Origin of the sequence: uncultured Abyssibacter sp. (genome assembly GCF_964000955.1) — a bacterium.
Lineage (GTDB): Bacteria > Pseudomonadota > Gammaproteobacteria > Nevskiales > OUC007 > Abyssibacter.
Genome location: NZ_CAXFCL010000309.1, coordinates 1 through 6,854, shown reverse-complemented (window position 1 = coordinate 6,854; position 6,854 = coordinate 1). Strand labels below are relative to the sequence as shown.

General features: G+C 67.6%; 7 protein-coding genes. 5 read left to right on the top strand and 2 right to left on the bottom strand.

Annotated features, from left to right (window positions below; translation table 11 throughout):
- Both ABNS06_RS14725 and ABNS06_RS14720 read right to left on the bottom strand, forming a co-directional pair.
- A partial coding sequence (locus ABNS06_RS14725; protein ID WP_348675349.1) for an FtsX-like permease family protein occupies positions 1-1,067 on the bottom strand: 1,067 nt, incomplete at its 3' end.
- Positions 1,064-1,735 carry an ATP-binding cassette domain-containing protein gene (locus tag ABNS06_RS14720; protein WP_348675350.1) on the bottom strand — a complete coding sequence of 224 codons (672 nt, stop codon included), beginning with the start codon at positions 1,733-1,735 and terminating at the stop codon, positions 1,064-1,066. The genes ABNS06_RS14720 and ABNS06_RS14725, both read right to left, overlap by 4 nt.
- On the opposite strand from ABNS06_RS14720, the gene ABNS06_RS14715 reads away from it, so the two are divergent.
- From ABNS06_RS14715 to ABNS06_RS14695, 5 genes are all read left to right on the top strand, one after another.
- Positions 1,734-2,375 carry an arylesterase gene (locus ABNS06_RS14715; RefSeq protein WP_348675348.1) on the top strand — a complete coding sequence of 214 codons (642 nt, stop codon included), beginning with the start codon at positions 1,734-1,736 and terminating at the stop codon, positions 2,373-2,375. The two genes, ABNS06_RS14720 and ABNS06_RS14715, sit on opposite strands and share 2 nt — an antisense overlap.
- Positions 2,376-2,437: 62 nt before the next feature.
- Positions 2,438-3,712, top strand: coding sequence for an FAD-dependent oxidoreductase (locus ABNS06_RS14710; RefSeq protein WP_348675347.1), 1,275 nt, complete (start codon positions 2,438-2,440; stop codon positions 3,710-3,712).
- A gap of 1 nt (position 3,713) precedes the next feature.
- The gene (locus ABNS06_RS14705) at positions 3,714-4,475 is read left to right on the top strand and encodes a DUF1365 domain-containing protein (protein WP_348675346.1); all 762 of its coding nucleotides are present in this window, start codon (positions 3,714-3,716) and stop codon (positions 4,473-4,475) included.
- Positions 4,472-5,713, top strand: coding sequence for a cyclopropane-fatty-acyl-phospholipid synthase family protein (locus ABNS06_RS14700; RefSeq protein ID WP_348675345.1), 1,242 nt, complete (start codon positions 4,472-4,474; stop codon positions 5,711-5,713). The genes ABNS06_RS14705 and ABNS06_RS14700 overlap by 4 nt, the downstream gene beginning before the upstream one ends.
- A gap of 13 nt (positions 5,714-5,726) precedes the next feature.
- Positions 5,727-6,854: MFS transporter (locus ABNS06_RS14695; protein ID WP_348675344.1), on the top strand; the 1,128-nt coding region annotated here is incomplete at its 3' end.

Genomic DNA, 6,854 nt, shown 5'->3' with positions numbered 1-6,854 from the left:
GGCGGCAGGCCGAACCCGATCAACGCCACGGCGCCGGTCGCCAGCGCGGGCAGGGCGGGCCACAGCGGCGGCGCCGGCAGACTCATCAGCACCAGATCGCCGAGAATCCGCACCAGAAGCAACTGACCGAGATATCCGAACATCAGGCCCAGCGCGCCGCCGGCCGCACCCAGCAGCAGCAACCGGCGCAGTTCCTCGCGAAGAATCATCGAACCGGTCGCGCCCAGGGTCTTGCGCAGCGCCACGGCGTCGCGCTGACGCGCCGCGTACTGCACCGCCGACAGCGCCATGGCGACACCGGCCAGCAACACGGCGGACAATGCGGCCAGACCGAGAAACCGCCGCGCCCGACCCAACGCGTCGTCCAGCTCCGGTCGAGCCTGTTCGGCGGACGTCCATTGCTGGCCGGCTGGCATCTGATCCGCGGTGCGCGACCGCAATTCGGCCAGAGCATCGGTTTCACCGGCAACCAGCAGGGAAAAGCGGGCGCGGCTTCCTGGCCCCAGTAAACCCGTGGCATCGAGTTGCCCGGCCTGGAACATCAGCCGCGGCGCCAGCGTAGTGAAACCGCCGCCACGATCAGGCTCGTAGGCCAGCACCTGCGTCACCCGCAGCGTCAGCCCGCCCAGTTGCACCGGATCACCCAGCCCGATGCCCAGTTCGGCGAACAATCGTGGGTCAACCCAGGCCTCCCCGGCCGGTGGCCCCTGCATGCTGACCTGCTCGACGCCGAAGGGCTCATTGGCAACACGCAATTCGCCGCGCAGCGGATAGCCATCGGACACCGCCTTGATCCCGGCCAGCGCGGACCGCTCACCGGCGATCACGACGCTGGGGAAGGTGACAACCCGCGCGGTGCGCAGGCCCAGGCCGACGGCCTCCTGCTCAATGTCGGATGCGATCGGGCTGCTGTCCCGCGTCCGCAGGTCGGCGGCGATCGCTTCACCGGCCTGCCGGGTCATCGCGGCATCGATGCGCGCCGAAAAGAACGCAACCGCGCTGGCCGAGGCGACGGCCACCGCCATCGCCACGATCAGCAGCCACTGATCGGCGTCGGGTCGTCTCATGCGGGCGGGGCGTCGTGCAGCTGACCGTCGCGCATGCTGAGCTGCCGGCCGCAGCGCGCCGCCAGGCCCAGATCATGCGTGACCAGCACCAGCGTCGTGCCGCTCTGCGCATTCATGTCGAACAGCAGATCGGCCACCTTGCGACCGTTGTCGGCATCCAGATTGCCGGTCGGCTCATCGGCGAACAGCACGGCGGGCTCCGGGGCGAAGGCGCGGGCCAGGGCGACGCGTTGCTGCTCGCCGCCGGACAACTGCCGGGGTCGATGCGTCAGACGGGCCGACAATCCGACCCGCTCCAGTGCCGCGCGAGCCCGCGCGTCGGCGTCATTGATGCCCGCCAGCTCCAGCGGCAGCAGCACGTTTTCCAGCGCGGTCAGCGCCGGCAGCAGTTGAAAGGACTGGAACACGAACCCCACGCGACCCGCCCGGGCCCGGGCGCGATCATCCTCGGTCATGTCATGCAGCGGCTGACCGTCCAGCCAGATCCGTCCCCGCGTCGGCAGATCCAGGCCCGCGAGCAGACCGAGCAAGGTGGATTTGCCGGCTCCGGAGGCACCGACGATGGCCAGCGTTTCCCCGGCTGCGACCTCCAGATCAACCCGGTCGAGAATGGTCAGGATTTCCTGCCCGCTGCTAACCTCCTGGCTCACCTCTTCGGCGCGAATCATGCTGCTCAAGCGCGTTTCCCCTGTCCTGCTCATCATCTGCTGGATGCTCGGCACCGGCATCGCGGTTGCGGACGATGCGCCGGTGGCTCTCGTGTTCGGTGACAGTCTGTCCGCCGCCTACGGCATCCCGCGCGACGAAGGCTGGGTGCAGCAGTTGCAGCGGCGGGTGACGGAAGCAGGCTATCCACACCGCATCGTCAATGCCAGCGTCTCCGGTGAAACCACCGCCGGTGGCCTGCGCCGCCTGCCCGCCCAGCTCGAGCGCCATGCTCCTGCCATTCTGATCATCGAACTGGGCGGCAATGATGGCCTGCGCGGCCAGCCCACCACAGCGATGTACAACAACCTGGAACGCATGGTCACCCTGGGGCAGACGGCGGGCGCACGCGTCGCGGTGTTGGGCATGCGCATTCCCAGCAACTACGGACCCGCCTACGCCGAGGCATTCCATGCCACCTTCGCCGAGGTGGCGGAGGCCACCGGCGCGGCGCTGCTGCCGTTCTTCCTGGAGCCGATCGCGTTGTCGCCGGAGGCGTTTCTGCCGGATGGCATCCATCCGAACGTGCAGGCGCAGGCGCGTTTGCTGGACCACGCCTGGCCCGTTCTACAGCCGCTGTTCAAAACATCGACAACGGACTGAATCCAATCCCGAACCCGCAGCGAACTCTGGGGTAATCACCCTGTACAAGGAGTTTTTCACGCATGCGGATCGCCGTGATCGGATCCGGCATCGCGGGGCTGGGCGCCGCCTGGGCGCTGTCCCGCCAGCACGATGTCGTTCTCATCGAGGCCGCCGGCAAGCCGGGCGGCCATACCAACACGGTGACGGTCGAAACGCCGGACGGGCCCGTGGGCATCGACACCGGTTTCATCGTGCACAACCCGGTGAACTACCCCAACCTGATTCGCATGCTCGACTACCTGGGCGTGCGCACGCAGCCCAGCCGCATGTCCTTCGCGTTCAGTGCCGGCCCGGGCCGTCTGGAGTACTCCGGCGGCGGTCGGCTGCTCGGGCTGTTCGCGCAGCTGCGCTTGCTGTTCAGCCGCTCCCACTGGCGCATGCTGCGCGACATCCTGCGCTTCTTCCGGCAGGTGAAGACGCTGCTGGCCAGCGAGCGCCTGCCCGACGTCACACTGGGCGAGTTCCTGGACCAGAACGGCTACTGCGCCGAGTTCCAGCGTCGGTTCCTGTGCCCGATGGCCGGGGCGATCTGGTCAACGCCCTCCGCTGAAACCCGCCTGTTCCCGTTTCCGGCCTTCGCCCGATTCTTCGACTCGCATGGCCTGCTGAACATCTTCAGGCGGCCGAAATGGCGCACGATCTCGGGTGGCAGCCAGCGCTACGTCGACGCCATGCTCGCCAACTACGCGGGCGAGCTGCGACTCGACACACCGGTGTCCTCGCTGCGCCGCGTCGACGGCGGCGTCGAGGTCACCACCGCAGCCGGTGCCGAAATCTTCGACACCGTCGTCTGCGCCGTGCACGGCGATATCGCCGCGAAGCTGCTGGCCGATCCCGCCCCCGCGGAGGCGGAGGTGCTGGGCCGCGTCCGCTACGCCCGCAATCGCGCCGTGCTGCACACCGACCGGTCGCTGATGCCGCGCCGGACGCTAACCTGGTCAAGCTGGAACGTGATGCAGGCGGCCGACACGCTGGATGATCAGTCAGTCTGCCTGACGTACTGGATGAACTGCCTCCAGGCACTGGACACGGAGGAGGAGTATTTCGTCACCCTCAACCCGATCCACGAACCCGACCCGGCGCGCGTGCTGTACGCGACGGAGTACAACCATCCGCAGTACACCCCGGAGATGATGCGGGCGCATGCCGACCTGCCGACGATCCAGGGTGCGAACGGCATCTGGTGGTGCGGCGCCTGGACCGGCTACGGGTTTCACGAGGACGGCTTCACGTCGGGGCTGAACGTGGCCCGCGCGCTGGGCTGCGAGCCGCCATGGACGGCCAAACCCGCCTGACATGGACGCCGCGCTCTACAACATGCGGGTCATGCACCGGCGTCATGTCGCGCCGCTGTACCGCTTCGTCTACCGCGTGTTCTATCTGTGGGTGGACATCGACGACGTCGCTGCCGCCACGCGGGGTCGCCGTCTGTTCAGCCACAACCGCTGGAATCTGCTGTCGTTCTTCGACCGCGACCATGGTGATGAAGACGACGCGCCGCTGCGCCCGTGGGTGGAGGCGGTGCTGCGCCGGCACGGCATCGACACCGGCGGTGGCGCCATCCGGCTGTTGTGTCTGCCGCGGGTGTTCGGCTTCGTGTTCAACCCGATCAGCCTTTACTACTGCCACGCGCCCGACGGCGGGCTGCGCGCCATCGTCGCCGAGGTCCGCAACACCTTTGGCGAACGCCACAGCTACGTCATCCACGAGCAGGGCGAGGCGATGAACCTGGAACGCAGCTTCGACCGCGACAAGCGCTTCCACGTATCGCCGTTTCTCGACGTCGCCGGGTTCTACCGTTTCAGCTTCGACCAGCCGGATGAATCCGCCCGCGTGGTGATTCACGAATACAAGGATGGCGAACGGATTCTCACGGCGACGCTGTCGGGTCGCCGCGAACCCCTGACCGATGCCGCCATCGCGCGGCTGATGATCGCGATGCCATTCCACACGCTGGGTGTGGTGATCGGCATTCACTGGCAAGCATTGAAGCTTTGGCTACGCGGAGCCGGGTATCGGCCCAAGCCCGCCGCGCCGCATGAGGAGAGCACCGGATGAACCAGGACCAACCGACGTTGAGCTTGCGCGACACGACCGTCGCGACCCCGACCGAAACCGCATCTCCCGGCCTCGCCGTCTCGGCGCTGCTGTGGATGCTCAAGGGCCTGAAGGTGGGCCAACTTGATGTCAGGTTGCCCGACGGCTCACGGCACCGTTTTAGCGGCGATGAGCCGGGGCCCCACGGTCATTTGCAGCTGAACAGCGGCGCGGTGCTGCGCAAGACGCTGCTGGGGGCCGCGACCGGGTTCGCCGAGTCCTACATGGACGGCGACTGGGATTCCCCGAACCTGGCCGAGACCCTGCACGTGCTCATGCTCAATCAGGCGCATTACCGCGGCCCCTACGATCGCAACCCGATCACCCACTGGATTGGCCGTGCGCTGCACGCCATGCGGGCGAACACCAAGACCGGCAGCCGCCGCAATATCCAGGCGCACTACGACCTGGGCAACGACTTCTACGAGCTGTGGCTGGACGAGACGATGACGTACTCGGCCGCGGTGTTCGACCCGATGCACGAGGATCTGGCCGCCGCGCAACGCCGCAAGTACCAGTGCATCCTCGACCGGCTGAACCTGGGCGCCGACCACCACCTCCTGGAGATCGGCTCGGGCTGGGGCGGTTTCGCCATCCACGCCGCTCAGACCACCGGCTGCCGGGTCACCAGCATCACGCTGTCCGACGAGCAGCTCGCCGAGGCCCGCCGCAGGGCCGAGCAGGCCGGCGTCGCCGACCGCGTGGAGTTCCGGCTCCAGGACTACCGCGATGTCCGCGAAACCTTCGATCGTGTCGTGTCAATCGAGATGTACGAGGCCGTTGGCGAGGACTACTGGCCCACCTACTTCCGCACCATCCGCAACGTGCTCAAGCGTGGCGGCGTGGCGGTGCTGCAGGGCATCACCATCGACCGGCAGCATTTCGATACCTACCGCAGCCGCATCGACTTCATTCAGAAGTACATCTTCCCCGGCGGCATGCTGGCCAGCCCCGAGGCCTTCGCCTCCGTCGCCGGCAAGGTGGGTTTGCAATGCGATCAGCCCACGTTCTTCGGCCCGCACTACGCCGAGACCCTGCGCCGCTGGCATGACAAGGTGCTGGAGCATCGCAGCGAGATCACCCGGCAGTTCGACGAGCGTTTCCTGCGGATGTGGCGCTACTACCTCGCCTACTGCGAATGCGGATTCGATGACGGTCGCATCGACGTGATGCACATCGCGCTGCGCCACGCCGACTGATTCGAGCCTGCTCGTGACCAGCGGTTCGCTGCGGCCGCGGCAACTCGCGGCCTACGGCGCGCTAGGCATGCCGCTGACCGCGTTGCTGTTGCCGCTGGCGATCTTCCTGCCGCCGTACTACGCCCAGCTCCCGGCGCTGACCACCGGTCTGGTCGGCGCCCTGCTGTTCGGCGCGCGGCTGTGGGACCTGGTCACCGACCTGGGCGTGGGCTGGGCCTCCGACCACACGCGCAGCCGCTTTGGCCGGCGGCGACCCTGGATCGTGTGCGGCACACCGGTACTGCTGCTCGGCGCCTGGGCGCTGTTCACCCCTCCGCAATCGGCCACCTGGCTTTACCTGCTCGGCTGGTCGCTGGTCGCCTACCTGGGCTGGAGCATGATCATGCTGCCGTACCAGACCTGGGGCGCCGAGCTGTCGGCCGACTACGACGAGCGTTCGAAGGTCACCGCCGCGCGGGAAATCTTCGCGGTGGTCGGCACGCTGGTCGCGATCATCCTGCCCAATGTGCTGATGCAGCGGGGCGGGGACACCGGCGACGGTCTGCGCGCGCTGTACGGCTTTCTGCTGGTGTCGCTGCCGATTTGTCTGGTCGCGTTGCTGATCGGCGTGCGTGAACCGGCCCGCCCGGCGCAAGCCCGCGCCGGGCTGAACCTGGGCGACGGCATCCGGCTGCTCAGCCAGAATCGGCCCTTTCGCCGCCTGCTGATCGCCTACCTGCTCAACGGCTTCGCCAACGCGTTGCCGGCCGTACTGTTCGTGTTCTTCGTCGAACACCGGCTCGAGGCCACCCAGGCACAAATGGGTCTGGCTCTGGTCGTCTACTTTCTCTCGGCGGTGATCGGGCTGCCGATCTGGCTGCGCGTCGGCCGCCGGTGGAGCAAGCACCGATTGTGGTGCGCATCGATGCTGTGGGTCTCCGCCGTGTTCATCTTCGCCCTGCTGCTGGGGCCAGGCGACCTGATGCCGTATCTGGTGATCTGCGTGCTCGGCGGCGCCTGCCTGGGTGTCGACCAGGCCATCCCGGCATCGATGCAGGCCGACGTGATCGATGAAGACACGGCGGCCGGTGGCGGTGGGCGTGCCGGCCTCTACTTCGGGCTTTGGGGGTTGGCGACCAAACTCGCGATCGCGCTGGGCGTG

What these genes read in the sequence shown, in the direction of transcription:
- ABNS06_RS14700 (WP_348675345.1), top strand. Translation starts at nt 4,472, where the DNA reads ATGAACCAGGACCAACCGACGTTGAGCTTGCGCGACACGACCGTCGCG.
- ABNS06_RS14715 (WP_348675348.1), top strand. Translation starts at nt 1,734, where the DNA reads ATGCTGCTCAAGCGCGTTTCCCCTGTCCTGCTCATCATCTGCTGGATG.
- ABNS06_RS14710 (WP_348675347.1), top strand. Translation starts at nt 2,438, where the DNA reads ATGCGGATCGCCGTGATCGGATCCGGCATCGCGGGGCTGGGCGCCGCC.
- ABNS06_RS14720 (WP_348675350.1), bottom strand. Translation starts at nt 1,735, where the DNA reads ATGATTCGCGCCGAAGAGGTGAGCCAGGAGGTTAGCAGCGGGCAGGAA.
- ABNS06_RS14705 (WP_348675346.1), top strand. Translation starts at nt 3,714, where the DNA reads ATGGACGCCGCGCTCTACAACATGCGGGTCATGCACCGGCGTCATGTC.